We start from the raw sequence: 25,697 nt of genomic DNA on the forward strand, positions 1-25,697 counted from the left end.
TGCTCCTTATGCCGCCCCGGCGGGGCGTCAGCTGTCGTAGTCTATCACATGCCGGAGCTGCTTTTCGTATTCCAGCGCCTTCCCGGTGCCCAGGGCCACACAATTCAGTGACTGATCGGCGATGGAGATCGAAAGCCCCGTCTGTTCCCGCAGCGCAAGGTCGAGTTCGCCAAGCAGCGCGCCGCCGCCGGTGAGCATGACGCCCCGGTCAACGATGTCCGCAGCGAGGTCCGGAGGCGTGGCTTCCAGCGCGATCATCACCGCCTCGCAGATCTGCTGGACGGGTTCCGCGAGCGCCTCGGCGACCTGCGCCTGGTTGATCTCGGTCTCCTTCGGCACGCCGTTCAGAAGGTCGCGGCCACGGATCTGCATCGACGCGCCGCGCCCGTCGTCGGGCATGCGGGCGGTGCCGATCGAGGTCTTGATCCGCTCGGCCGTGGATTCGCCGATCAGCAGGTTCTGCTGGCGGCGGAGGTAGGAGATGATGGCTTCGTCCATCCGGTCGCCCCCGACGCGGACGGAGCGGGCGTAGACGATGTCGCCAAGCGACAGGACGGCCACTTCGGTCGTGCCGCCGCCGATATCGACGACCATCGATCCGGTCGGGTCGGTGATCGGCATCCCCGCGCCAATCGCCGCGGCGATCGGCTCGGCGATCAGGCCCGCGCGGCGGGCACCGGCCGAAAGGACCGACTGCCGGATCGCGCGCTTCTCGACGGGCGTCGCGCCATGCGGCACGCAGACGATGACCTTGGGCTTGGTGAAGGTGGTGCGCTTGTGGACCTTGCGGATGAAGTGCTTGATCATCTCCTCGGCCACATCGAAGTCGGCGATGACACCTTCGCGCATCGGCCGGATCGCCTCGATCGAGCCGGGCGTGCGGCCAAGCATCAGCTTCGCGTCCTCGCCGACGGCGAGCACCTGCTTCTTGCCGTCCTTGACGTGGTAAGCCACCACGGAAGGCTCGTTCAGGATGATGCCCCTGCCCTTCACGTAGACCAGCGTGTTCGCCGTCCCGAGGTCAATCGCCATGTCCGACGAGAAGAGACCGCTCATAAGCCCAGCCATAGTACCCTACCCATTCCCCAACGGTTTCAGGTCCGCGACTCGGAGGTTGCGGACCGGCAAGCTTTATAGGCCCGCGCGGGGTTCTTCGAAAGGGGCGTTCTGGGCGCGGGACGGCGAGTTTCCGCCGGATAGCACAAATCGAACATGAAGCGGCGCGGTATGACCCGCGCCGCCCGCAGTCCTGTCAGGAAACCGACTTCATCTCATCCGCGGGCTTCGTCTTTTCCCGGCGGACGATCAGGTTGTTCAGCGCGCTGACATAGGCCTTCGCGCTCGCCACGACCGTATCGGTGTCGGCGGACTGGCCGGTGACGATCTTGCCGTCTTCCTCGAGGCGCACGCTGACGGTGGCCTGCGCGTCGGTGCCCTCGGTCACCGCATGGACCTGGTAGAGCGCGAGCCGGGCATCATGCGGGAAGAGCCGCTTCACCGCGTTGAAGGTCGCGTCCACCGGACCATCGCCCGTCGCCGTCACCTGGTGGTCCACGCCGTCGATCGTCAGCGTGAGGTCGGCCGACTGCGGCGCCTCGGTGCCGCAGATCACGCGGAGGAACTTCACCTGCAGATGGTCGCCCGCCACGTTCGCCGTGGAGTCGGTCATCAGCGCGACGAGGTCGTCGTCGTAGACCTCCTTCTTGCGGTCGGCGAGCGCCTTGAACCGGACGAAGACATCGTTCAGCTGGTTGTCGGCGAGGTCGTAGCCGAGATCCTTCAGCTTCGCCCGCAGCGCGGCGCGCCCCGAATGCTTGCCCATGACGAGGTTCGTCGCCGACAGGCCCACATCCTCCGGCCGCATGATCTCGAACGTCTGGGCGTTTTTCAGCATCCCGTCCTGGTGGATGCCCGATTCATGCGCGAAAGCGTTCTTGCCGACGATCGCCTTGTTGTACTGGACCGGGAAGCCCGACACCGCCGCGACGCGGCGCGAGATGTTCATGATCTTCGTCGTGTCGATGCCCGTCCGGTAGGGCATGATGTCGTTGCGGACCTTCATGGCCATGACGACTTCTTCGAGCGCGGTGTTGCCCGCCCGCTCCCCGAGCCCGTTGACCGTGCACTCGATCTGGCGCGCGCCGGCCTCGACCGCGGCGAGCGCGTTGGCCGTCGCCATGCCGAGGTCGTTGTGGCAGTGCGTCGCGAAGACGACTTCGTCGGCGCCGGGGACGCGCTCGATCAGCATCCTTATCAGGTCGGCGCTCTCGCGCGGCGCGGTGTAGCCCACCGTGTCGGGGATGTTGATGGTCGTCGCGCCCGCCTTGATCGCGATCTCGATCACGCGGCAGAGGTAGTCATGTTCCGTCCGCGTCGCGTCCATCGGCGACCACTGGACGTTGTCGCAGAGGTTGCGCGCATGCGTCACGGTTTCGTGGATGCGCTCCGCCATCTGGTCCATGTCGAGGTTCGGGATCGCGCGGTGCAGGGGCGAGGTGCCGATGAAGGTGTGGATGCGCGGGCGCCTGGCATGCCGCACCGCCTCCCAGCAGCGGTCGATGTCCTTGAAGTTCGCCCGGGCGAGGCCGCAGATCACGGAGTTCTGCGTCTGCTTCGCGATCGCGGTCACCGCGTCGAAATCACCCTCGGAGGCGATGGGAAACCCGGCCTCGATGATGTCGACCCCCATCTCGTCCAGAAGCGCGGCGATCTCCAGCTTCTCGTCATGGGTCATCGTCGCGCCGGGCGACTGTTCGCCGTCACGGAGCGTGGTGTCGAAGATCAGGACGCGGTCCTGTTTGGCTTTGTCGGTCATGGGTCTACTCTCGATCTTTCCCTAGCTTCGCGTGGTTCCGGCGCTGGTCACCTCTGAGCGGTCGCGCCGAAAGGCACGCTCAGAGGCGGCTAAGGAGGAGAAGCGCACGGAGAAGCGGCCCGCGCGGGGCGCGGCCGGGGGCTGAAATATGCCGGTTCCGTGTCATGGCGCCGGACTATACGTGCACCGTTTGAAAAGAAAAGCGGAAATTGACCTTCTTTCACTGACCGCTAGCTCTGCCGAAACGGAGACAACGGCATGCGGTCACTTGTCATAGGAGCCTCGGGCGGGATCGGCGGCGCGGTCGCGGAGAAGCTTGGACAGCGGGGGGAGGTCGTGGCCCTTTCGCGGTCCGGCGCCGGGCTCGACGTGACGGATGAAGGATGCGTGGCCGCGGCTCTCGAAAGGCTCGACGGGCAGTTCGACCTCGTGTTCGTGGCGACAGGGGCGCTCGGCTCCCCGGAAAAGGCGATCCGGTCGCTGGACGCCCGGGCTCTGGCGGATCAGTTCGCCGTCAACGCGGCGGGGCCGATCCTCGTTCTCAAGCATGCCCTGCGCCTGATGCCGCGCGACCGCAGGTCGGTCTTCGCGGCCCTGTCGGCGCGGGTAGGCTCGATCGGCGACAACGGGCTTGGTGGCTGGTATTCCTACCGCGCGTCGAAGGCGGCTCTGAACCAGCTTCTCAGGACCGCAGCGATCGAGGTGGCGCGCACGCATCGTCAGGCCGTGGTGGCGAGCCTTCACCCGGGCACGGTGGCCACGCGCTTCACCGAAGGCTACGCGCACAGGAAGGTGCCCCCGGAAACGGCGGCAGCGAACCTTCTCGCCGTCGTCGACCGGCTGACGCCGGCGGAGAGCGGCGGCTTTTTCGACTATGCCGGAAAGACCATCCCGTGGTGAAGCTCGTCCTCGTTCTCGGCGACCAGCTTTCCACAGGGATCGCGGCCCTGCGCGCGACCGACAAGGCCCGCGATGTCGTCGTCATGTCCGAGGTGACAGGCGAAGCGAGTTATGTGCCCCACCATCCGAAGAAGATCGCCTTCATCTTCGCCGCGATGCGCAAGTTCGCCGCGCGACTGGAGTACGAGGGCTGGACCGTCGCCTACACCCGGCTCGATGATCCGGAAAACGCGGGTTCGATCCCCGGTGAACTGCTGCGTCGGGCGTCGGAGCTTGGCGCTCGAGAAGTGATCGCGACCCGCCCCGGGGAATGGCGGCTGATCGGGCTTCTGGATGAACTGCCGATCCCCGTGCGACAGTTGGAGGATGAACGGTTCCTGTGCTCGGAACGGGAATTCCGGGACTGGGCGAAGGGCCGCAAGAGCCTGCGCATGGAATACTTCTACCGGGAGATGCGGCGGAAGACCGGCCTTCTGATGGAGGGGGACGAACCCGCGGGCGGGCAATGGAACTATGACCGCGACAACCGCAAGCCCCCACCCGGAGAGATCGAACATCCGGGGCCGATATCCTTCACGCCAGACGAGGTCGTCGAGGAGGTTCTGGACCTCGTGGAAACGCGGTTCGGCGGGAACTTCGGGTCGCTGCGCCCTTTCACTTTCGCAACCGATCAGGCGCAGGCGCGCCGGGCGCTCGCTCATTTCATCCGCCACGCCCTGCCGAAATTCGGGGACTTCCAGGACGCGATGCTGAACGGCAACCGCTTCCTCTACCACGCCGTGATCTCGCCCTACCTGAACGTCGGGCTTCTGGACCCGCTGGAGGTCTGCCGCGCGGCCGAGGCGGCGTGGAAGGCGGGCGAGGCTCCGCTCAATGCGGTCGAGGGCTTCATCCGGCAGATCATCGGCTGGCGGGAATTCGTCCGCGGGATCTACATGCTCGAGGGCCCCGGCTATGCCCGCAGCAACGCGCTTGGTCACGAACGGCGGCTTCCGGGTTTCTATTGGGGCGCGAGGACGCGGATGAACTGCGTCGCGAAGGTCGTCGAGCAGACCCGCGACGAGGCCTATGCCCACCACATCCAGCGGCTCATGGTCACCGGCAACTTCGCCCTTCTCGCGGGCATCGACCCGCACGAGGTGCATGAATGGTATCTCTCGGTCTACGCCGACGCCTTCGAGTGGGTCGAGGCCCCGAACACCGTGGGGATGAGCCAGTTCGCCGATGGCGGGATCGTGGCCTCCAAACCCTATGTCGCGTCCGGGAACTACATCGACCGGATGTCCGATTACTGCAAGTCCTGCGACTATGACGTCAGGCGGAAGACGGGTGAAGGTGCCTGCCCCTTCAATCTTCTCTACTGGGACTTCCTGCAGCGCCACCGGAAGCGGTTCGAAGGCAATCCGCGCATGGCGCAGATGTATCGCACCTGGGACCGTATGACCGACGACCGGCGGGACGATGTGCTGGACGGCGCCCACGTGATCCTGGGCGATCTGGACGCGGGGCGGCTGGTCTGAGCCTTCGGGCTCAGTTCCCTTGCGTTGCGGCAGGTGCCTCTGCCGCGTCGGACGCCTCGCCCGGCGCGGGAGCCTCGGGCGGTTCCGGGTCCTGCGCGGTCAGGACGCCCTCGGCCCACGTTCCCGACACGACCTCTCCCGACGCGTAGCGCAACGTGCCCCGACCGTGCCATTTGCCTGCGGCGAACGTGCCTTCGTAGACATCCCCGTTCGCGTAGGTGGCGACACCCTGACCGTCGATTTCGCCGGCCTTCCACTGGCCGTTGTAGCGGAACCCCTCGGGCGTCACGAATTCGCCCTGCCCTTCGCGCTCCCCCAAGACGAACTCGCCGGTATAGACCGCGCCGTCTGAATAGGTGGCGACGCCCTGCCCGTGGCGCAGGCCCTCGGCCCAGCCACCTTCGTAGGAAGAGCCGTCGGGATTGGCCAGCTTGCCCTGGCCGTGGTTCTTTCCGGCCTTGAACTCGCCTTCGTAGACGATCCCGTTCGCGTAGGTCGCCGTGCCCTGCCCCTCGATCGCGCCCGCCTTCCAGCCGCCTTCGTAGGTGGAGCCGTCAGGATAGGTGATCTTGCCCTGACCGTCCGCGACGTCCTGGGCGAAGCTGCCTTCGTAGACCGCGCCTTCCGGATAGGTCGCCTTGCCCAGCCCCGCGATCCGGCCTTCCGCCCAGTCGCCTTCATAGCTGAAGCCGTCCGCGCCGCGGAACATGCCCTTGCCATGCCGCTTGTCGTTCAGGAACTGGCCCTCGAAAATATCGCCGTTGGCGTAGGTGACCTTGCCTGGGCCGGTGCGCTTGCCGTTCTGCATCTGCCCTTCGAAGACGTCGCCATTGCCCTGGGTCAGCTTGCCCATCCCGTGCATCTGGCCCTCGCTCCAGGCACCTTCGTAGGTGAGTCCGTCGGGCATGGTGAGCGTCCCTTGCCCCGCGCGCTTGCCGCGCAGCATCCCGCCCTCATAGACGGCGCCGTCGGGGTAGGTGATGCGGCCCTTGCCCTCCATCACGCCCATGACCCAGTCGCCCTCGTAGGCGTAGCCGCCCGGGTTCTCCATCCGACCGGAGCCGTGCGGCTGCCCCTTCGTCAGCGGGCCGGTGTAGACCGCTCCGTTGGCGAAGCGCAGGACGCCCTCTCCGGTGATCTCGCCCTCGGTCCAGTCGCCCTCGTAGCTGCCGCCATCAGCAAAGACCATCTTGCCCTTGCCGTGCGGCTTGCTCTTGACGAACTGGCCTTCGTAGACCGACCCGTTCGGGTAACGCGCGCGGCCCTGGCCGAGGATTTCACCTTCGACCCAGTCGCCGCTGTATTCGTAGCCGTTGGGAAGCCTATAGGTGCCCTGGCCGTGCCGAAGGCCGTTCTTGAACGTGCCCTCGTAGATGCCGCCGTCATCGTATTGCTTCGTGACGATCTCCTGCGCCGCAGCGCCGGTGGCCGAGATGCAGAGGGCAATGACCGCCGTTCCGAGGAGGCTCCGGTATGCTGGTTTCATGGTCCGACATCTCTCCCGAATGGCCAGCCGCGCCGCCTGCCGCGACCGGAGCCACAACCGCCGGGCACCGTAAGACGCGCATCCCCTGCTGGCAAGACGCATGCCGTTCACGACTGCTCAACCGCCTTTCCCTTGCCCTCGGGTCTGTCTAAGAGAGGTGGAGCAACACCCCGGGGAAGCCGATGGCCGAGAGATTCCGCCTGACACTTGCGCAGCTCAATCCGACTGTGGGCGCGTTCGCCGCCAATGCCGAAAAGGCGCGGGCAGCCTGGGAGGAAGGCAAACGCGCGGGCGCCGACATGGTGGCCCTGCCCGAGATGTTCGTCACCGGCTACCAGACCCAGGACCTGGTGCGCCGCAGGGCGTTCCACGAACACGCCATGCGCATCGTCGAGCAACTCGCGAAGGACTGCGCCGACGGCCCCGCGCTCGGGATCGGTGGCCCCTGGGCGGACGTCGGGCGGCTCTACAACGCCTATTTCATCCTTCAGGGCGGCAAGATCGTCGCCAAGATGCTGAAGCACCACCTCCCGAACGCTGACGTCTTCGACGAGGTTCGTATCTTCAACATCGGCCAGATTTCCGGCCCCTACCGCATCGGCCCCCTGCGCCTCGGAACGCCGGTCTGCGAGGATGCCTGGTACGAAGACGTGGCAGAAACGCTTGCCGAAACCGGTGCGGAGATCCTGCTGATCCCGAACGGCTCGCCCTACCGCAGGAACAAGCTTGAACTGCGGATGAACGTCACCGTCTCGCGCGTGGTCGAGACGGGGCTGCCGCTCATCTACCTGAACACGGTCGGCGCGCAGGATGACCAGGTCTTCGACGGGGCGAGCTTCGCGCTCAATCCGGGTGGAGAACTCGCCATGCAGCTGCCGCCGATGGAGGAGGTCATCACCCATCTCGACCTCGAGAAGGGCGAGGAGGGCTGGCGCATCCTGCCCGGCCGGATGGACCTGCAGCCCGACGAGTGGGAACAGGACTACCACGCGATGGTGCTGTCCCTGCGCGACTACCTGGCGAAGTCGGGCTTCCGGAAAGTGCTTCTTGGCCTTTCGGGCGGGGTGGACAGCGCGCTGGTCGCGACCATCGCCGCCGACGCGATCGGGCCTGAGAATGTCCGCTGCGTGATGCTGCCGTCGGAATACACCTCCAACCACTCGCTTGAGGATGCGACCGCCGTCGCGACGGCGCTGGGGTGCCGGCTCGACACGGTGTCGATCGAGGGGGCGCGGGACGCGGTCGAAGGCGCGCTTTCGCATCTCATGGCGGGGACGCAGCCCGACATCACGGAAGAAAACATCCAGTCCCGGCTGCGCGGGCTGATGCTCATGGCGATCTCGAACAAGTTCGGGGAGATGCTGCTGACCACCGGGAACAAGTCCGAGGTGGCGGTGGGTTACGCCACGATCTACGGCGACATGGCCGGCGGCTACAACCCGATCAAGGACCTTTACAAGACCCGCGTGTTCGAAACCTGCCGGTGGCGCAACCGAAACCACCGCCCCTGGATGAAGGGGCCGGAAGGCGAGGTGATCCCGGCGCGCGTGATCGAGAAGGCGCCTTCGGCGGAGCTTCGCCCCGACCAGCGGGACGAGGACAGCCTGCCTCCCTACGCGATCCTCGACGCTATCCTCGAACGGCTGATCGAGGGCGAGCAGTCGGTCGCCGAGGTCGTCGCCGCCGGCTTCGACCGGGATACCGTGAAGCGGGTCGAGAACCTGATCTTCACCTCGGAATACAAGCGGTTCCAGTCAGCGCCGGGAACGCGGCTTTCGACAATGGCCTTCTGGCTCGACCGGCGCTATCCGATCGTGAACCGCTGGCGGGACGAAAGCTGAGAGAAGGTCCGCGGAACCTCAGGTATCCGCGGCGAAGGTCAGGTGGACCTTGACGGACCGGCTCCGGTCGCCGGCAACGTCGAAGGCCGCGCGCGCTTCCTCCATCGGATAGCTCTGCGAGATCATCGGGGTCAGATCGATCCCGCGGCTCGATATCATCGCAACTGCTTCGGCGAATTCCTCGTGGAAGCGGTGCGTACCGCGGAAGGTGATCTCCTTGCCGACGAGCATGTTGAGGGGCACCGGCACGTCCCCGGACACGCCGACCTGAATAAGGAGCCCCTGCGGCCTCAGCGTCGTGATCGCGGACCGGATCGCCGGCGCGGCGGCCGAGCATTCGAAGGCCACGTCGAAATGCCCCTTGTCGGCGGCATAGGCCTCCATCTCCGCTCCGTCGCGGCCCACGTTGATGACGCGCGTCGCGCCCATCGCGCTCGCGGCCTGCAGCGGCACGTCCTGGAGGTCGGTCACGACGACCTCGGCGGCACCCGCTTCGGCCGCCAGAGCGGCGCAAAGGACGCCGATCGGCCCCGCGCCCGTGACGAGGACGCGCTTGCTGCAAAGATCTCCCGCCCTCCGCCGCGCGTGCAGGCAAACGGCGAGAGGTTCGGCGCAGGCGGCTTCGGCGAAGCTCACCTCGGCCGAGACGGGCAGGCATTGACCCGCTTCGACCACGATCAGGTCGCGGAACAGCCCCTGCTCATGCGGAAAGCGCAGCGCCGAACCGTTGAACCGCATGTCGAGGCAGTGCTGGAAAAGCCCCTCGCGGCAATAGGCGCAGTCGTTGCAGGGGCGGCTGGGGTTGATCGCGATGCGGTCGCCCACCGCCACGTTCGTCACGCCCTCGCCGATCTCGATCACCGTGCCGGAGGCCTCGTGCCCGAGGATAATCGGCTCCTTCACGCGGATCGGGCCGAAGCCGCCGTCCTGGTAGTAATGCAGGTCGGACCCGCAGATCCCCCCGGCGCCGATGGCCACGAGAACCTCGCCCGCGGCGGGAACCGCGACCGGCTGCGTTTCGATCCGGATGTCGTTCTGGCCGTGGAGCCGGCAGATGCGGGTTTGCATGGGTCTTTCCTAGGGTGCGAGGACGGAGGGCAGCCATGTCGCGATCGCCGGGACATAGGACACGAGCAGCAGCACCCCGATATTGGTGAAGAGGAATGGCAGGATCGCCACCACGACCGGCGCGAGTGGCAACCGCGCGATCCCGGCGCAGACGAAGAGGCACACGCCGACCGGCGGCGTGGTGAGGCCGATCATCAGGTTCAGGACCGCGAAGGTCGCGAAATGCAGGGGATCGATCCCGACGGCAGTTGCGAGCGACAGGAGCGGCACGAAGAGGATGATGAGCGCCGCGATCGTCTCCATGAACATGCCGACGAACAGGAGGAGCAGGTTGATGATCAGGATCACGAGGAACCTGTTGTCGGTCAGTGACAGGACGCCCGAGGCGATGGCCTGGGGAATGCGCTCGGACACGAGGATCCAGCCGAAAACGTTCGCGAAACCCACGAGCGCGAGGATGCCCGCGGAGGCGACGGCGCTGTCGACGAGGATTCCGGGAACGGCGCGGACGGGAAGCTCGCGGTAGATCAGCATGCCGACGATGAGCGCGTAGACGCTCGCGACGATCGCCGTTTCGGTCGGCGTCGCCAGACCGCTCAGAAGCCCGTAGATGATGAGGAAGGTCATGGCGAGCGCCCAGACCGCACCGGAAAAGGACCGCGCGACCTCGCCCATGCCTTGCCAAGGCTGGCGGGGGAAGCCCTTCCGGACGGAAATGGCATAGGCCGTCGCCATCATGGCGAGGCCCATGAGGATGCCCGGCACCGCGCCTGCGAGGAACATCCTGCCGACCGAGATGCCGGAGAGCGCGCCGACGATGATCATCGGGACGCTCGGCGGGATGATCGGGCCGACCGTGGACGAGGCGGCCGTCACGGCGGCGGAGAAATCCGCCGGGTAGCCAGCCTTCTTCATGCCGGGGATGAGGACACCCCCGATCGAGGCCGCGTCCGCCACGGCCGTTCCGGTGATGCCGCCGAAAAGCATGGAAGCCGCGATGTTCGTCAGGCCGAGCCCGCCACGGATCCAGCCCACCAGCGCGTTGGCGAAACGGATGATGCGGTTGGTGATGCCGCCCCGGTTCATGAGGTTCCCCGCGAGCACGAAGCCGGGGATCGAGAGCAGAACGAAGACGTCCATGCCCGCATACATCTTCTGCGGCATGCTGACGACGGGGATGCCCGCGAGCAGCAGGTAGGCGAGCGAAGAGATCCCGAGCGTGATCGCGACCGGAACGCCGATCGCGAGCCCGATGACGAAGACGGAGAAGAGAACGAAGACGTCCATGGTTCAGGTCTCCTCTCGCCTCTCCGGCGTTCCGTCCTCGCTCCCGGAGAGCATGCCCAGGATGCGCAGCACCGCGAAGACCGCGAGCAGCGCGAGAAGCAGGAAGACGGTGAAATGCGCGTAGGTCATCTTGATTTCGAGGGCGGGAGAGGTCTGCATCCTGCCGATCGAGACGTATTTCCAGGCAGCGGGAAGAAGGTAGAGCGCGAGCCCCGCCGTCACGACCGCCGCGACGAGCCGCAGGAGCCAGGGCAAGCGGCCGGGAAGGGACTCGCAGATGACGTCCACATTCACGAGATCGCCCGTGCGGAAGGATAGCCCCGCCCCGAAGGCGACAAGGTAGAGAAGCGCGTAACGGGTCAGTTCCTCGGTCCAGACCGGCGAGGAACCGGCGAGCCTGCCCACCACCTGGATGAGGACCGCGGCGATCAAGACGAGGAAGGAAAGACCGACACCAAGGCGGGCCAGCAGGACTACCCAACGGATATAGCGTTCAGCGCGTTTCATGTCCCATCCCCGTGAGCGCGAGACCGGCACCGCGCGAGGCGGTGCCGGTCGATGGCGTGGATCAGCCCTTCGTCACTCGGCGAAGAGGCCCTCGACGATCGGACGGATTTCGTCGTTCACGTTGGCGAGCACGGCGTCCTTGGCCTTGGCGGCGAAGGCGGCGCCATCGACCTCGACGAAGGTCATGCCCTTCTCTTCGAGGAAGGCACGGTCGGCGGCGAGGCTGTCGTTGAAGAGCCCACGCTCATAGGCCTGCGCCCGCGCGGCGGCTTCCATCACCGCCGCCTGGTCTTCCTCGGACAGCTTGGCCCAGGTGCTTTCGGCGATCGTCAGGTAGATCCACGACCGGACGTGGTCCGTCAGGTTCACGTGGCTCTGCACTTCGTAGAAGCTGGCCGAGCGGATCAGCGCGAGCGGGTTTTCCTGGGCGTCGATCGTGCCGTTCTGGAGCGAGGTGAAGACCTCGGAGAACGCCATCGGTGTCGGCTGCGCACCGAGCGCGGCCCAGACATCGACGAAGAGCGGCACGTTCGGCACGCGCAGCTTCAGGCCATCCAGTTCGTCAGGCGTGGTGATGGGGCGGTTCGAGGTCAGGTCGCGCGGACCGCGGGCGAAATAGGCGATCGGGCGGATCTGCGCCTTCTCGACGATCTGCGCCTCGATCTGGTCACCGATCTCGCCAGAGGCGACCTCGTCCATGTGCTCGATCGACTTGTAGGCATAGGGCACGGCCAGAAGGGCGGCCATCGGCGCCCAGTTCTGCAGCGATTCACCCGTGATCGTCATGTCGACGGTGCCGAGCTGCATGCCGTTGATGAGGTCGATTTCCTTGCCGAGCGATTCGTTCGGATAGACCTCGACCACGATGCGTCCGTCGGTCAGGGCCGAAAGCTCCTCGCCGAACTTCACCGACGCGAGGTGCCAGGGGTTTTCCTCGTTGGCGAGGTGGCCGAGCTTCAGCGTCATCTCCTGCGCCGCAAGGGGCGTCGCCGTGAAATGCGCCGCCATAGCTACGGCGGCAACGGCCGTCAGTTTCGTCTTGAACGTCATTTCTTTCCTCCTTTTTGAATGGGTGCAGTGACCGGACGGGGCAGATCCCCGCTCGGCAGGTCGAAGAAATCGGGATTCGCGCGCATGATTTCCGGCAGGTCCGTCAGGACCTCGCGCAGGTGGGTGCGGATAGCGATTTCGGCCTTCTCGACGTTGCCTTCCGCGATCATGTCCACGACGTCGGTGTGCTGCCCGATAAGCTTCTCGATCGGGAACCGGCCGAGCGAGAGAAAGCGCACACGGTCCATCTGGGCCTTCAGGCCCTCGATCAGTTTCCAGGCGCCGCCCTTGCCCGCGCCTTCAGCCAGAGTGCGGTGGAATTTCTCATCGGCCTGGATGAAGTCCTGGGGCGAGCGGGCGGCGACCTCCTTCTGCTGCGCGAGCTGGGCGCGCAGCTTCTCCACCAGAGCCGGATCGGGATTTGCCGCCAGAAGCTTCACGATATCCGCCTCGATCGCCTCCCGCAGGAAGCGGGCGTCGAGAACAGAGGCATAGGCGATCTTGCTGACGATCGTGCCGCGCTGGGGAAGGACCGCGAGAAGCCCCTGCTCGGCAAGCTTGATGAAAGCCTCGCGCACGGGCTGGCGGCTGACGTCGTAGCTGCGCGCGATTTCGGCTTCGGAGATGCGGTTTCCGGGCTTGAGGTCGTTTCGAACGATCCGTTCGCGCAGGATCCGGGTGATCTGCGGCGTGATCGGATAGGACGGGTCGAGCGACCAGACAGCTCCGTCTTCCATCGGCATGATTCGACCTCCCTGGGCATCCGCCTACCATACTTCCATACTAGTCAGCAACAAATGTGGATGCTATGAGGTACCGAAGACCCGAGTCCCGGAAGGAGCCGACATGAGACAGACGTGGCGCTGGTTTGGTCCGAACGATCTCGTATCCATCGATGATGTCCGACAGGCCGGGGCCGAAGGCGTCGTCTCGGCGCTCCACCACGTGCCGACGGGGGCGATCTGGACGCTGGACGAAATCGCCAGACGGCAGGCCGAGATCGGGACGATGCGGGACGGCTCGCCCTCGACGCTGACATGGGACGTGGTGGAAAGCCTGCCGGTGTCCGAGGACATCAAGAAGCAGAAAGGCGTCTGGCGCGAACACATCACCGACTACCGCCAGAGCATGCGCAACCTAGCCGCCGCCGGGATCGAGGTCATCTGCTACAACTTCATGCCGGTCCTCGACTGGACGCGCACGGATCTTGCCTGGCGGCTGCCCAACGGCGCCACCTGCATGCGGTTCGACCTGACGGATTTCGCCGTCTTCGACATCCACGTGCTGAAGCGGAAGGGCGCGGAGGAGGACTACGACGAGCCCCTGAGGGAGGCCGCGCGGCGCCGGCTGTCGGAGTTGAGCGAGGCCGATCTCCAGGCACTCGCCCGGAACGTCGTCTTCGGCCTGCCGGGCGCGGCCGAGCATTTCACGCTGGAGGACGTGCGCGCGCATCTCGCCGAATACGCAGCGATGGGGGAAGCCACGCTGCGCCAGCACCTGATCGACTTCCTCGAACAGGTCGTGCCGCTCGCGGAGGAATTGGGGCTGCGTCTGTGCTGCCACCCGGACGACCCGCCCTTCCCGCTGCTGGGCCTGCCGCGGATCATGTCGACCGAGGCGCATTACCGGGCCGTGATGCAGGCGGTGGACAGCCCCGCGAACGGGATCACACTGTGCAGCGGATCCCTGGGGGCACGGCCCGACAACGATCTGCCGGGCATGATGGAACGGCTGGGCGACCGGGTGCATTTCCTGCACCTCAGAAACGTGACCCGCGAAACCGACGGCATCCGCGGCTCCTTCTACGAGGCCGAGCACCTCGGCGGCGACACCGACATGGTCGCGCTGATCGAGGCGGCGCTGAAGGAGGAGGCGCGGCGCAAGGCGGCGGGGCGCGCCGACTGGTCGATCCCGTTCCGGCCCGACCACGGGCAGGACATCCTCGACGACCTCGGCCGCAAGGCGCAGCCGGGTTATCCGTCGATCGGGCGGCTCAAGGGCCTCGCGGAACTGCGCGGCGTCATCGCCGCGCTCTCGCCCCGGATCGCGGCATGAGCGCACGCCTCACATCGCCGGACGGTCTGCCCAAGGGCGTGAGGCCTGGCTACCGGCCCGAGGACCACGCGCCGGGCATCGTGCATCTTGGCCTCGGCGCGTTCCACAAGGCCCACCAAGCGGTCTACACCGACGACGCGCTGGCGGCCGAGGGCGGCGACTGGCGCATCATCGGCGTGAGCCTCAGGAGCACCGCGCCGTCCGAGGAGCTGACGCCGCAGAACGGGCTCTACACCATCATCGAACGCGGCGCGGGCGGGAGTTCGGCGCGCGTGATCGGGTCGATCGCTCGGGCGCTGGCGCTCAAGAACGACCGGCAGGCGGTGCTGGACGCGCTCCTCGATCCGGGGATTCGGATCGTCAGCCTCACGGTCACCGAGAAGGGCTATGGCATCGACCGCGCGACTGGCGGGATCGACAGGACCCATCCTGCGATCGCCGCGGACCTCGCCGCACCGGACGAACCCCGGGGCGTCGCGGGCCTTCTGGTCTGGGCGCTCGGCCAGCGGCGCGCGGCGGGCGTGCCGCCCTTCACGGTTCTTTGCTGCGACAACTTGCCGGAGAACGGCAAGATGCTGCGTGGCCTTCTCGTCGACTTCGCGCGCCACGCCGCGCCTGACCTCGCCGATCACATCGCGAACGAGGTCGCCTTCCCCTCCACCATGGTGGACCGCATCACGCCTGCGCGGGGGAGCGGCACGCTGGAACTCGCGGAGCGGATGATCGGCCTGCGGGACGAGGCGGCGGTCGAGACCGAGGGCTTCCGGCAATGGGTGATCGAAGATCACTTTCCGACCGGGCGGCCCGCATGGGAAGCCGGCGGCGCGATCTTCGTGAGCGAGGTGCGGCCGTACGAAGACATGAAGCTCCGGATGCTCAACGGCTCGCATTCCATGCTGGCCTATTCGGGTTTCCTCGCAGGGCACCGTTACGTCCGGGACGTGATGCAGGACGCGTCCCTCGTCACGCTGATCGAGCGCCACCTCGCGGCCGCTGCGGGCACGCTCTCGCCGCTGAGCGGGGTCGATTTCGGTGACTACGCGAAATCCCTCCTGGAACGCTTCACGAATCCTCACCTCGCGCACGAGACCTACCAGATCGCCATGGACGGGACGGAGAAGCTGCCGCAGCGGATCCTCGCCCCGGCGAAGGACGCGGCGGAGAGCGGGCAGCCGCTTGCCCCCTTCGCCTTCGCGGTCGCCGCCTGGATGCGTTATGTCCTCGGACGGACCGACGGGGGTGAGACCTACGCGCTCCGCGATCCGCGGGAGGTGGAACTGGCGGAGCACGTCGCTGGCCTTCGCACGGCGGAGGACGTCGCTCGGAGCCTCCTGTCACTGCCCGGCCTGTTTCCAGATCCCCTCCGGCGAAACGCGGATTGGACAGACGCCGTCACATCGCGGCTGGCGACCATGATGGCGCAAGGGATGCGGCAGGCGATCGACCGCGAGGCCGATGCGGCGCTCGGCTGACCGGATGTCGCCAGACCGATGCAGGAATGAGTCGCGGCAAAGGACGGACTTGCCCATCGCGCCCGACTGAAGAAGGATGGCGCGGAACGTCGGATTGCGCGGACGAGGGAGGAGACCCGCCAGCAATCGCGAATTCGCCCCTCCGGGCGGCGTTAGGCACGGCATGCCTGCACTGACCGCCCGGATCCAATCGAGACCCAGACGCAAAGGCCAAGACATGCTCCAGTTCGCACAGTCCATCCAGCGGCTCGGCACCGAGTCCGCCTTCGAGGTTCTCGCCCGCGCGCAGAAACTCGCCTCGCAGGGGCGCGACATCATCAACCTCGGGATCGGCCAGCCTGACTTCCGCACGCCGGAGCACATCGTCGAGGCCGGCATCAAGGCGCTGCGCGACGGCCATCACGGTTACACGCCCGCGAACGGCATCCCCGCTCTCCGCGAGGCGGTGGCCGCCGACCTCAACCGCCGCCATGGGGTGGAGGTGAACCCCGACAACGTGATCGTCGTGCCGGGCGGCAAGCCGACGATGTTCTTCGCGGTCCTGATGTTCGGCGAGCCCGGGGTGGAGATCATGTATCCGAACCCCGGATTCCCGATCTACGAATCCGTCATCAAGTATTCCGGCGCGACCCCGGTGCCGATCGCACTGGAAGAGGCGAACGGCTTCGCCTTCTCGGCCGAGGCGATCCTTCAGAAGATCACGCCGAACACGCGGCTCATCATCATCAACAGCCCGGCCAACCCCACGGGCGGCGTCACGCCGCGCGAGGAGATCGACAAGCTCGTCGCGGGGCTCATGGAGCACCCGCAGGTCGCGCTCCTTTCGGACGAGATCTACAGCCAGATGCTCTACGGCGGGCGCGAACATGTGAGCCTGCTGCAATACCCCGAAATCCGCGACCGGCTCATCATGCTGGACGGCTGGTCGAAGACCTATGCCATGACCGGCTGGCGGCTCGGCTTCGCGGTCTGGCCCGACACCATGGTCGACCCGGTGACGCGGCTCTGCATCAACGACCATTCCTGCGTGAACGCGGCCACGCAATACGCAGGCATCGCGGCATTGACCGGCCCGCAGGAGCCCGTCCGAGAGATGGTGGCGGAGTTCGACCGGCGCCGGCAGATCATCGTCGAGGGGCTGAACACGATCCCGGGCTTCCGCTGCGCTGACGCCGCAGGTGCGTTCTACGCCTTCCCGAACATCGAGGGCACCGGCATGACCGCGCGCGAGGCGCAGGACAAGTTCCTCACCGAGGCCGGCATCGCGACCGTCGCTGGCACGAGCTTCGGGGCCTGGGGCGAAGGCTACCTGCGCTTCTCCTACGCCAACAGCGTGGCGAACATCGAGGAGGCCATGCGCCGGATCCGCGCGATCCTCTAGCGCCGGGCGCGAGGTTCGAGGGTTTCCATTCTCTGGCATTCCCCTCAACCTTTGCCAGAACGGTCCGATTGCATATCGCCCCGGAAAGGAAGCCAAGAACAACGCCAACCCGAAGATCACCCCCGTCCTGATCTGCGGCGGCTGTCGGGGCCCGGCTTCGCACCGTCCGTCGTGATGACGGCCTCGGACTTCCGATTCATCGTCACCGAACAGCTGTCGGCGGCCGGAAGCGACCCCGGAGCCATCGTGATCGAGCCGGAGCCGCGCAATACCGGACCCGCCGTCCTCGCAGCGGCCGCTCATCTCGCGGCCTCGGACCCCGACGCGCTGATCCTCGCCGCGCCCTCCGATCACGCAATGGCCGACGCGGAGACCTTCCGCGCTGCCGTGGCGAAGGGCGTGGAGGCCGCGCGCACGGGGCGGATCGTGACCGTCGGCATCGCGCCCACCCGCGCCGAGACGGGGTTCGGCTGGCTGGAACTCGACAATTTCCCGAATGGAGAGGCGCAGCCGCTCACCCGGTTCGTCGAGAAGCCCGACGCGGAGAACGCAGCGCGGATGCTCGCCGCCGGGAACTGCCTCTGGAACGCCGGGATATTTCTCTTCGCCGCGCGCACCATGCTGGAGGCGGCCGCCGCGCACGCGTCCGACCTGCCGGCCCCGGAGACGGAGGCGCTGTCGCGCGCCAGACCCGATCTCGGCTTCCTCAGGCTCGACCCCGAGGCATGGGCTCACGCCCGCGACGTCTCCCTCGACTACGCGGTGATGGAGCGCGCGACGAACCTCTCCGTCGTGCCCTTCTCCGGAGGCTGGACGGACCTCGGCGGCTGGGACGCGGTCTGGCACGAGATGGGGCCGGACGCCGCGGGCGTCGTCGCCTCGGGGAACGCGACCGCGATCGACTACACGGACGCGCTGTTGCGGTCCGAGGCCGAGGGCCTCGAGGTCGTGGGGATCGGGCTCAGGGACATCGTCGCCGTGGCCATGCCCGACGCGGTGCTGGTGGCGGACAGATCCCGCGCGCAGGGGGGCCGCGCGGCGGTCTCCGCGCTTGAGTCGCGGGGCGCGCGACAGGCGGAATCCTTTCCTCGCGAGCATCGCCCCTGGGGCTGGTTCGAAACGCTGGTCCTCGGCGACCGCTTCCGGGTGAAGTGCATCGTCGTCCATCCGGGCGCCGCGCTCAGCCTGCAAAGCCACGTGCACCGGGCCGAACACTGGATCGTCGTGTTCGGCACCGCGCGGGTGAGGCGCGCCGGGGGCGCGGAAACGCCCCCGCATAAGATAATCAGACCAGGTCCGCGGGCAGAAGCGCGTCCGGCATGTTCTGGTAGCAGACGGGGCGCAGGAAGCGGCGGATCGCCAGCGTGCCGACGGAGGTCGCGCCGAAATTCGTGGACGCGGGGTAAGGCCCGCCATGCACCATTGAGTCACAGACTTCGACGCCCGTGGGGAAGCCGTTCGCGAGCACCCGGCCCGCCTTGCGTTCGAGGACCGGCATCAGGCGGCGGCCGAGGTCGGTGTCGCCTTCGTCGAGGTGCAGCGTGCAGGTCAGTTGGCCGTGCAGGCTTTTCGCCATCGCCTCCATCTCGTCCGCGTCATCGACGCGCACGACAAGGCCGAGGGGCCCGAAGACCTCTTCACCCAGCACATCGTTCGAAAGCCATTCCCTGCCGGTCGTGGCAAAGAGGTAGGGCGTCGCGTTCCTGAGGTCGCACATCGAAGTCAGGACCTCCTGCACGCCCTTGGTTCCCGCGATCCGGTCGCGCCCGGCTCGGTAGGCGGAGGCGATCCCGTCGGTGAGCATCGTCTGCGCGCCGATCGGCTCCAGCGCCTCGCTCGCGGCCTCGATGAAGGCGTCGGCCTCCGGCCCGTCGATCACCACGGCGATGCCGGGGTTGGTGCAGAACTGTCCCGCGCCCATGGTCAGCGATCCCGCCCAGCCCTTGGCGATCTCGCCCCCGCGCGCCTTCAGCGCGGCGGGAAGCAGGAACATCGGGTTCACGCTGCCCAGTTCGCCGAAGAACGGGATCGGTTCGGGCCGCTGCGCGCAGAGATCGAAGAGAGCCCGCCCGCCGCCGAGCGAACCCGTGAAGCCCACCGCCTTGATCCGGGGATGCTGGACGAGCGCCGTGCCCACGTCGCGCTTGCCGCCCTGGATCAGCGAGAAGACACCGGGATGAAGCCCGCATTTCCTCACCGCCGCATGGATGGCCTCGGCCACGATCTCGCCTGTGCCGGGATGGGCGGAGTGGCCCTTGACCACGACCGGGCAGCCCGCCGCCAGCGCCGAGGCGGTATCACCGCCGGCGGTCGAAAAGGCGAGCGGGAAGTTCGAGGCGCCGAAGACGGCCACCGGGCCGATCGGGCGCTGCATCATCTTCAGGTCCGGGCGCGGCAGGGGCTGCCGGTCCGGCAGCGCCTCGTCATGCCGGCGGTCGAGGTAGTCGCCTTTCAGGATGTGGCTCGCAAAAAGACGGAGCTGGCCGACGGTCCGCCCGCGCTCCCCCTGGAGTCGCGCCTCGGGGAGGCCGGTTTCCTGGGTGCCGATCTCGGTGATCGCCTCGGCGCGGGCCTCGATCTCGTCCGCGATGGCGTTGAGAAAGGCCGCACGCTCTTCGCGCGTGGAATAGCCGTAGGACCAGAACGCCTCTTCCGCCGCTTCCGCGGCACGGTCCACGAGGGCCGGCGTGCCTACGGAGAAGTCATGGGCCGGGCCGTGCGCCGGCTCCGAACGGAACGTCGTCTCTCCCGCTACCCATTCGCCGGCGATGAGGTGCTTGCCGTGGGGGGTGAATACGGATTTGTCGAGCATTGGTCAGTCCTTTCCGGGTTTCTGGGCGGCGAAATCAGGATTGATCCCGAGTTCGCTCCGGCCCTCTGTCTTCAGGTTCTGATTTGCCCACTACCCTCTCCAGCGGGGCGCGGCCGTCAAGTCAATAGTTCCGGACGCCTCCGTCGGCAGCGCCGAGGAAGAGCTGCTTCGTCACCTTTTCACCGACCGGGATTCTTCATCGGGCCGAGGGGCCACGGTGTTTTCGGCGGCGCAAAGACAGGTCTCCAACCGAGGCGGCGGTCTGATCGCCGATGCGCGGCGCTCAACGTTTGTTCTTCTTCCGCCACGCCTCGAAGGTCTTGAGGTGTTCGTCCCTGGTTCGGGGATAGAGGCCGATGATAGTCTCGCCCGCCTTCACCTGCTCGACGACGAAATCCTCGTATGCCGTCATCTCGTGCGCCTCGTCGGCGACCTCGTCGGCGAGGTGCGCCGGTATGATGATGACGCTGTCGTCATCGCCCACGACGATGTCGCCTGGAAAAACCGCGACGTCGCCGCAGCCGATCGGGACGTTGATGTCGATCGCCTCGTGCAGCGTCAGGTTAGTGGGGCTCGAGGGGCGGTTGTGGTAGGCGGGAATGTCCAGCTCGCCGATCACGATGGAGTCGCGGAAGCCGCCGTCGGTCACGACGCCCGCGCCGCCCCGGACCATGAGGCGGGTGATGAGGATGTCGCCGGCCGACGCGGCGCGCGGATCCTTGCGGCTGTCCATCACGAGGACGTGGCCCGCGGGGCACTGCTCGATCGCCTGGCGCTGGGGGTGCTGCGGGTTGCGGAACTCGGCGAGCGTGTTGCGGTCTTCGCGCGCGGGCATGTAGCGCAGCGTGAAAGCCGGGCCGACCATGTTCCTGCCCTTGCGCGCGACGGGACGCACGTCCTGGATCACCTGGTTCCGGAGCCCGCGCTTGAAGAGCGCGGTGGCCAGCGTCGCCACGGACACGCCCATCAGCTTTTCCTTCGTCTCGGGTTTCATTGCCTTGTCCTCATTCCTCGACGGGCGAGCCCGTCGTCCAAGTCTCTACCGTCCAGTCGCGCGCCTGCGACGAAAGCGTGAAGCCGAGGCCAGGGCGCGGCGGCACCGCGACGCGGCCGTTCGCAATCTCCAGACGCTCGTCGAACAAGGGTTCCAGCCAGTGGAAGTGCTCGATCCAGGGCTCCTCCGGGAAAGCGGCGGCGAGGTGGACGTGCAGCTCCATCACCCAATGAGGGGCGATCTGGACGCGGTGCATTTCGGCCGCAGCCATGGCCTTCAGGAACGGCGTCACTCCGCCGATCCGGAGCGCGTCGACCTGGCTGATGTCGCACCCGCCCGCCTGCACCAGCCCGATCGCCTCGGTCGGCGAGGTCAGCATCTCGCCCGTCGCGACCGGCGTCGCGAGGTCGCGCGCGAGCGCGGCGTGCCCTTCGAAGTCCAAGGCGTCGAGCGGCTCCTCTATGAAGGCGAGCCCCATGTCGTCGACGATCCGCCCGAACTGCAGCGCATATGCGCGGTCCCATTGCTGGTTCGCGTCGATCATCAGCGCGATGTCGTCGGGCAGATGCGCGCGCATGGCGTCGATGCGGCGAAGGTCCTCCTGCCCATCCGGCTGGCCGACCTTCATCTTGATCCCACCGATGCCGAGCGCGAGAGAGCGGTCCGCCGCCGCCCTGATCTCGTCGATCGACGCCTGAAGGTACTGGCCCTCGGAGTTGTAGATCCTGAGCGTGTCGCGATGCGCGCCCAAAAGCTTCGCGAGCGGCATCCCCGCACGCTTCGCCTTCATGTCCCACAGCGCCACGTCGAAGGCCCCGATGGTCTGGTAGGACATGCCGCCCCGGCCTAGGCTGTTCGTCTGCCAGCGCAGCAGTTCCCACAGCCGGCCGATATCGTTCGGGTCCTGACCCATGATCCGCGGCGCGATTTCGCGGGCGAGCGCGAACATCCCCGCCCCGCCGGCACGGAGCGTGTAGGAAAAGCCCATGCCGCGGTGGCCTGCCTCGCTGACGGCCTCGACGGTCAGGATGTCGACTTGGGTGAGCGGCGACTGCCGGCCAGTCAGAACCTTGGCGTCCGACAGCGCGAATTTCAGCGGGATCATGACGTGGCTTAGCTTCAGCCCGGCCAGCGCGTCCTGGCTGGCCGCGCCGCGCGGGGCGCCGGCAAGCGGCGGGCGCGCGGAAATGAGGCGCTTGGAAAGGTCGAGGCTCATCAGTTGATCTCCGGTTCCGGGACCGGGCCGCCAAATTCCGTCTTCAGGAAGTCGAAGTCGCAGCCCTTGTCCGCCTGCTCGATATGTTTCGCGAACACCCAGCCGTAGCCGCGCTCGTATCTCGGCGCGGGCGCCTTCCAGGCAGCCCGGCGGCGCTCCATCTCCTCGTCGTCGAGGCGGACGTTCAGCGTCCGGTTCGGGATGTCGAGGTCGATGATGTCGCCCGTCTGGATCAACGCGAGAGGCCCGCCGACGAAGGCCTCGGGCGCGATGTGCAGGACGCAGGCGCCGAAGGAGGTGCCCGACATGCGGGCATCCGACAGCCGCACCATGTCGCGGTGTCCGTCTTTCAGAAGCGCCTTCGGCATCGGGATCATGCCCCATTCCGGCATGCCCGGCCCGCCCTGCGGCCCGGCGTTCCTGAGCACCAGCACCGTGTCCGGCGTCAGCGGATACTCCGGGTCGTCGATGATCGCCTTCATCTCCTTGTAGGAGTTGGCCACCAGCGCTGGCCCCGAATGGACGTGGAATTTCGGGTCGCAGGCGGCGGGCTTGATGACCGCCCCGTCGGGCGCGAGGTTGCCCTTCAGGACCGCCAGCGAGCCCTCGTGGTAGACCGGGTCGGAAAGGGGGCGGATCACATCGTTGTTGTAATTGACCGCGCCTTCCAGTCCCTCCCCCAGGCTTCTGCCCGTCACCGTCAATGCAGAATGGTCCAGCTTGTCGCCCAGTTCAGTCATGAGCGCGCGCAGACCGCCCGCATAGTAGAAATCCTCCATCAGGTATTCCTTGCCCGAGGGGCGGATGTTCGCGATCACCGGCGTCGTGCGGCCGACGCGGTCGAGATCGTCGAGTTCCAGCGGGATGCCGGCGCGCCGGGCCATGGCGATCAGGTGGATGATCGCATTGGTGGAACAGCCCGTCGCCATCGCCACCGTCACCGCGTTGTTGACCGCGGCGGGGGTGATGATCTTCTCGGGCGTCAGGTCCTCCCACACCATCTCGACGATCCGCCGCCCGCAGGATGCGCTCATCCGCTGGTGGTTGGCGTCGGCCGCGGGAATCGAGGAGGCGCCGGGCAGGCAGAGGCCGAGCCCTTCCGCGATCGCGGTCATGGTGGAGGCCGTGCCCATCGTCATGCAGTGCCCGTAGCTCCGCGCGATGCCACCCTCGATGCCCTTCCATTCCTCCTTGCTGATCGTGCCCGCGCGGCGCTCATCCCAGTACTTGAACCCGTCCGTGCCGGATCCCAGCACCTTGCCCGCGTAGTTCCCCCGCAGCATCGGCCCGGCTGGGAGGTAGATGAACGGCACGCCCATCGACACCGCACCCATGACGAGTCCCGGCGTGGTCTTGTCGCAGCCGCCCATCAGCACCGCACCGTCGATCGGGTGCGAGCGCAGAAGCTCCTCCACCTCCATCGCGAGGAGATTGCGGTAGAGCATCGTCGTGGGCTTCACGAAGTTCTCGGAAAGCGACAGCGCGGGAAGCTCCATCGGGAAGCCGCCCGCCTGAAGGATGCCGCGCTTCACCCACTCGGCGCGGTCCTTGAAATGCACATGGCATTGCTGCGCCTCGGACCAGGTGTTGACGACCGCGATGATCGGCTTGCCTTCCCAGTCCTCGGGTCCGTAGCCCATCTGCATCGTCCGCGACCTGTGGCCGAAGGACCGGAAATCGTCGGGCGCCATCCAGCGGGCGCTGCGCAGTTCGTGATAGCTCTTGCGTTGGCTCATTTTTTGCACCGGATCAGGAGGAGATGGGGGCGGCGGGGCCGAACATCAGCAAAAGGATCAGGGCCGTGATGGCGACCCCGCCAATCCAGGGCCAGATCCCATTGGCGTCCATATCCTCGCGCGTGTCACGTCCAATCATCGGAACCTCCTCAATTCGTAAGCGCCTCGGGCAGCCAAAGCGCGATTGTCGGGACCATCATCACAAAGATCAGCGCGAAAATCTGCAGTGCGATGAAGGGCGGGACCAAGATGAGGTCTTCCTGAAGCGTAGTGTCCTTCGGCAAAACGGACTTTGACGAGAAGAACGGCGGACCGAAGGTTCGTGACAGGAAACAGGTCTGGGTGCCTGTCACGAAGAGGAATCCGATCTGGATCCACAGTTGCCGGTCCACGCCGCGATGCGCTCCATCAGCGTGAGCGGCGCGATGGCCGTGGGCGACCAGACCACCGCCGAGGCAAAGCAGCGCGGCCTCGGCGCTTCGCATTGTAGTATATTGGTCGTCCGATACAGCCAGTCGCGCCGGAACGCCTAACGCATGCTTCTCCCTGAATTCCACTGCCTTGGCGACAACCGGATCTCCCCGACCAGAGGCGCACGACGCCTAAACCCGTCGCGCGTGAATTCCTGACGCATCAGCACGAGGCCCCCATGCCCAAGCCCGACATGACCGCCGCCCTGACCGGAATCTCCGGAATCCTCGTGACGCCCTTCGATGGCGAAGACCGGATCGCCCCTACGCGGCTCCGGCCCATCGTCGACCGCGCGGTGGATGCGGGCGTGCAAATCCTCGTCTCGAACGGCAACACGGGTGAGTTCTACGGACTGACGATGGAAGAGGCGCTTTCGATGGTCGAGGCGGGCGCCGAGGCCGTCGCGGGGCGCGTGCCGCTCGTCGCCGGCGTCGGGCGCGGGATACACGACGCCTGCGCTCTCGCCCGCGCCTCGGTCCGCGCCGGTGCCTCGGCGCTGATGATCCACCAGCCGCCGGACCCGTTCGTCGCCCCGCGCGGCCTCGTCGATTACGTCTCGTGTATTGCCGAGGCGGCGGAGGGCACGCCCCTCGTCCTTTACATCCGGAATGACGCCATCGGCATCGACGCCATCGCCCGGCTCTGCGCGCTCGATCCCGTCATCGGCGTGAAATGGGCCACGCCGAACCCGATGCGGCTTTCCGAGGCGATGGCGGAGAGCGATCCCTCCATCGTCTGGGTCGGCGGCCTGGCCGAGGTCTGGGCGCCCGTCTTCTACGCGGTCGGCGCGCGCGGTTTCACGAGCGGCCTGATCAATGTCTGGCCGGAACGCTCCGTCGCGATCCACGGCGCGCTGGAGGCAGGGGACTACGCCTTAGCCCGCACGCTCATTGCCGGAATGAAGGCGTTCGAGGACGTGCGCGCGCAGGAAAACGGAGGCGCCAACGTCAGCGGCGTGAAGGCGGCGCTGCAACTTTCCGGTCACGATTGCGGCGCGCCGCGCCCGCCGGCTGCGTGGCCACTGGGCGAAGCGCAGATCGAGGCGATCCGGGCCTGCCTGCCGCAATCATAACGGCAGGCGGCTTC

21 protein-coding genes and 1 pseudogene are annotated in these 25,697 nt (G+C 66.9%); 8 read left to right on the forward strand and 14 right to left on the reverse strand.

Going from position 1 to position 25,697, the window contains the following annotated elements; translation table 11 throughout:
- Positions 1 to 27 precede the first annotated feature (27 nt).
- The gene (locus ABCN56_RS15225; protein ID WP_343081675.1) at positions 28 to 1,068 is read right to left on the reverse strand and encodes a rod shape-determining protein; all 1,041 of its coding nucleotides are present in this window, start codon (positions 1,066 to 1,068) and stop codon (positions 28 to 30) included.
- A gap of 184 nt (positions 1,069 to 1,252) precedes the next feature.
- A complete protein-coding gene (locus tag ABCN56_RS15230) occupies positions 1,253 to 2,815 on the reverse strand; it encodes a 2-isopropylmalate synthase (protein ID WP_343081676.1) in 1,563 nt (520 codons plus the stop codon).
- A 258-nt stretch (positions 2,816 to 3,073) separates the two neighbouring features.
- Between ABCN56_RS15230 and ABCN56_RS15235 the strand changes: the two genes are divergently transcribed.
- Both ABCN56_RS15235 and ABCN56_RS15240 read left to right on the forward strand, forming a co-directional pair.
- On the forward strand, positions 3,074 to 3,715 hold the full coding sequence (locus ABCN56_RS15235) for an SDR family NAD(P)-dependent oxidoreductase (protein WP_343081677.1): 642 nt from the start codon (positions 3,074 to 3,076) through the stop codon (positions 3,713 to 3,715).
- Positions 3,709 to 5,235 (forward strand): cryptochrome/photolyase family protein, encoded by a 1,527-nt coding sequence (locus tag ABCN56_RS15240; RefSeq protein WP_343081678.1) that lies wholly within the window; start codon positions 3,709 to 3,711, stop codon positions 5,233 to 5,235. Before ABCN56_RS15235 ends, ABCN56_RS15240 begins: the two co-directional genes overlap by 7 nt.
- Before the next feature lie 10 nt (positions 5,236 to 5,245).
- Here the strand turns inward: ABCN56_RS15240 and ABCN56_RS15245 are convergent, their stop codons facing one another.
- The gene (locus ABCN56_RS15245) at positions 5,246 to 6,721 is read right to left on the reverse strand and encodes an MORN repeat-containing protein (protein WP_343081679.1); all 1,476 of its coding nucleotides are present in this window, start codon (positions 6,719 to 6,721) and stop codon (positions 5,246 to 5,248) included.
- A 182-nt stretch (positions 6,722 to 6,903) separates the two neighbouring features.
- Between ABCN56_RS15245 and ABCN56_RS15250 the strand changes: the two genes are divergently transcribed.
- Positions 6,904 to 8,562: an NAD+ synthase gene (locus tag ABCN56_RS15250; protein ID WP_343081680.1), complete on the forward strand. Its 1,659-nt coding sequence runs from the start codon at positions 6,904 to 6,906 to the stop codon at positions 8,560 to 8,562.
- A gap of 18 nt (positions 8,563 to 8,580) precedes the next feature.
- Here ABCN56_RS15250 and ABCN56_RS15255 read toward each other — a convergent pair whose 3' ends face one another.
- The 5 genes from ABCN56_RS15255 to ABCN56_RS15275 form a co-directional block, all read right to left on the reverse strand.
- Positions 8,581 to 9,630, reverse strand: coding sequence for an L-idonate 5-dehydrogenase (locus ABCN56_RS15255; RefSeq protein WP_343081681.1), 1,050 nt, complete (start codon positions 9,628 to 9,630; stop codon positions 8,581 to 8,583).
- Between the two features lie 9 nt (positions 9,631 to 9,639).
- The gene (locus ABCN56_RS15260) at positions 9,640 to 10,917 is read right to left on the reverse strand and encodes a TRAP transporter large permease (RefSeq protein WP_343081682.1); all 1,278 of its coding nucleotides are present in this window, start codon (positions 10,915 to 10,917) and stop codon (positions 9,640 to 9,642) included.
- 3 nt (positions 10,918 to 10,920) lie between these two features.
- Positions 10,921 to 11,424, reverse strand: coding sequence for a TRAP transporter small permease (locus ABCN56_RS15265; protein ID WP_343081683.1), 504 nt, complete (start codon positions 11,422 to 11,424; stop codon positions 10,921 to 10,923).
- 72 nt (positions 11,425 to 11,496) lie between these two features.
- The gene (locus ABCN56_RS15270) at positions 11,497 to 12,474 is read right to left on the reverse strand and encodes a TRAP transporter substrate-binding protein (RefSeq protein ID WP_343081684.1); all 978 of its coding nucleotides are present in this window, start codon (positions 12,472 to 12,474) and stop codon (positions 11,497 to 11,499) included.
- Entirely contained in the window at positions 12,471 to 13,217 is a 747-nt protein-coding gene (locus ABCN56_RS15275) for a GntR family transcriptional regulator (protein WP_343081685.1), read from the reverse strand. Before ABCN56_RS15275 ends, ABCN56_RS15270 begins: the two co-directional genes overlap by 4 nt.
- Positions 13,218 to 13,320: 103 nt before the next feature.
- Between ABCN56_RS15275 and uxuA the strand changes: the two genes are divergently transcribed.
- The 4 genes and pseudogenes from uxuA to ABCN56_RS15295 all read left to right on the forward strand — a co-directional run.
- On the forward strand, positions 13,321 to 14,529 hold the full coding sequence (gene uxuA / locus ABCN56_RS15280; RefSeq protein WP_343081686.1) for a mannonate dehydratase: 1,209 nt from the start codon (positions 13,321 to 13,323) through the stop codon (positions 14,527 to 14,529).
- Entirely contained in the window at positions 14,526 to 16,001 is a 1,476-nt protein-coding gene (locus tag ABCN56_RS15285; RefSeq protein WP_343081687.1) for a mannitol dehydrogenase family protein, read from the forward strand. Before uxuA ends, ABCN56_RS15285 begins: the two co-directional genes overlap by 4 nt.
- Before the next feature lie 217 nt (positions 16,002 to 16,218).
- Complete coding sequence (locus ABCN56_RS15290; RefSeq protein ID WP_343081688.1) at positions 16,219 to 17,382, forward strand: pyridoxal phosphate-dependent aminotransferase; 1,164 nt, start codon at positions 16,219 to 16,221, stop codon at positions 17,380 to 17,382.
- Positions 17,383 to 17,517: 135 nt separating this feature from the next.
- Positions 17,518 to 18,627, forward strand: a pseudogene (locus tag ABCN56_RS15295) (sugar phosphate nucleotidyltransferase); the annotation flags it as partial.
- 40 nt (positions 18,628 to 18,667) lie between these two features.
- Here the strand turns inward: ABCN56_RS15295 and ABCN56_RS15300 are convergent.
- The 6 genes from ABCN56_RS15300 to ABCN56_RS15325 form a co-directional block, all read right to left on the reverse strand.
- Positions 18,668 to 20,194, reverse strand: coding sequence for an aldehyde dehydrogenase (NADP(+)) (locus tag ABCN56_RS15300; RefSeq protein ID WP_343081689.1), 1,527 nt, complete (start codon positions 20,192 to 20,194; stop codon positions 18,668 to 18,670).
- A gap of 283 nt (positions 20,195 to 20,477) precedes the next feature.
- Positions 20,478 to 21,188, reverse strand: a complete 711-nt coding sequence (locus ABCN56_RS15305; RefSeq protein ID WP_343081690.1) for a ribonuclease activity regulator RraA — start codon at positions 21,186 to 21,188, stop codon at positions 20,478 to 20,480.
- A gap of 10 nt (positions 21,189 to 21,198) precedes the next feature.
- On the reverse strand, positions 21,199 to 22,404 hold the full coding sequence (locus ABCN56_RS15310; protein WP_343081691.1) for an L-talarate/galactarate dehydratase: 1,206 nt from the start codon (positions 22,402 to 22,404) through the stop codon (positions 21,199 to 21,201).
- Positions 22,404 to 24,140: an L-arabinonate dehydratase gene (gene araD, locus ABCN56_RS15315; RefSeq protein WP_343081692.1), complete on the reverse strand. Its 1,737-nt coding sequence runs from the start codon at positions 24,138 to 24,140 to the stop codon at positions 22,404 to 22,406. The genes ABCN56_RS15310 and araD overlap by 1 nt, the downstream gene beginning before the upstream one ends.
- Positions 24,141 to 24,153: 13 nt before the next feature.
- Positions 24,154 to 24,279, reverse strand: coding sequence for a dihydroxy-acid dehydratase (locus ABCN56_RS15320; protein ID WP_343081693.1), 126 nt, complete (start codon positions 24,277 to 24,279; stop codon positions 24,154 to 24,156).
- Positions 24,280 to 24,289: 10 nt separating this feature from the next.
- Entirely contained in the window at positions 24,290 to 24,697 is a 408-nt protein-coding gene (locus ABCN56_RS15325) for a hypothetical protein (protein WP_343081694.1), read from the reverse strand.
- 92 nt (positions 24,698 to 24,789) lie between these two features.
- Here ABCN56_RS15325 and ABCN56_RS15330 point away from each other — a divergent pair, with 92 nt between their 5' ends.
- Positions 24,790 to 25,683 (forward strand): dihydrodipicolinate synthase family protein, encoded by an 894-nt coding sequence (locus ABCN56_RS15330; RefSeq protein ID WP_343081695.1) that lies wholly within the window; start codon positions 24,790 to 24,792, stop codon positions 25,681 to 25,683.
- Positions 25,684 to 25,697 lie beyond the last annotated feature (14 nt).

This window comes from Ostreiculturibacter nitratireducens (genome assembly GCF_032670585.1).
In the GTDB taxonomy this organism is placed as follows: Bacteria; Pseudomonadota; Alphaproteobacteria; order Rhodobacterales; family Rhodobacteraceae; genus Ostreiculturibacter; species Ostreiculturibacter nitratireducens.